We start from the raw sequence: 737 nt of genomic DNA on the forward strand, positions 1-737 counted from the left end.
GTGGCGGCGTATCTGGCGGGCGAACTCTTTCATGGGTTCGAGTCGGGAGCGCGTCATCCACGAGCACAGACGCTTGAGGGCCGTCTCGGCCTCGGCTCGATCGGCGCTGGTGTCGTAGATGTCCTGGAGGGTCTCGCGCATCTGACAGGCGCGTCCGGTTTTCAATCGTCGCCGTTGCAGGCTGCGCTTGGTTTCCAATTGCAGGCCGGTCAGGTTCGATTCGTTCCTCAACCACAGGTACTTGGTCCGCTTGAGCAGCGCGTTGCCGCGGGCCTCCTGTTTGCGGACCTTGTCGACGGCCTCGTTGGCGTGTTTGATCACGTGGAACTTGTCGATGATTCTCGCCGCGTTGGGCAGCCGCTCGCGGATGCCCTTGGCGAACCCCAGGCTCATGTCGCAGGTAACCAGACGCACCCGGTCGGGATCGCCGTTGTGATCCATGAAATCCCGCGCGAACCGTTTGATCGTGGTCGAGTCCTTGCCCGGGACCACGCAGATTACGTTGCGCTCCACCAGGTCGGCGACCACGGTGATGTACCGGTGGCCCTTCCGGCTGGTCTCGTCGATGCCTATGGCCTCCACGCCCGTGTAGTCCTCGTAAAGCCTCGCCTCGTCCACGTAATGGCGGATGAACCGCCACAGGCGGGGGGCCTGGTTTCCCCCCCCCCCCGCGGCGGTGCCCCGCCCCGCCCGGGTTTGGCCCCGCGCCCCCACCCACCCCCCCCAACAGCGGGGAG

At 65.8% G+C, this 737-nt stretch carries 1 protein-coding gene; it reads right to left on the reverse strand.

From position 1 onward, the window contains the following. Positions 1 to 714, reverse strand: a 714-nt coding sequence (locus BFAL_RS10450) for an ISL3 family transposase (RefSeq protein ID WP_269082775.1), incomplete at its 3' end; no start/stop codon positions are given. Between the last annotated feature and the right edge of the window lie 23 nt (positions 715 to 737).

The organism is Bifidobacterium aesculapii, assembly GCF_001417815.1.
GTDB lineage: Bacteria > Actinomycetota > Actinomycetes > Actinomycetales > Bifidobacteriaceae > Bifidobacterium > Bifidobacterium aesculapii.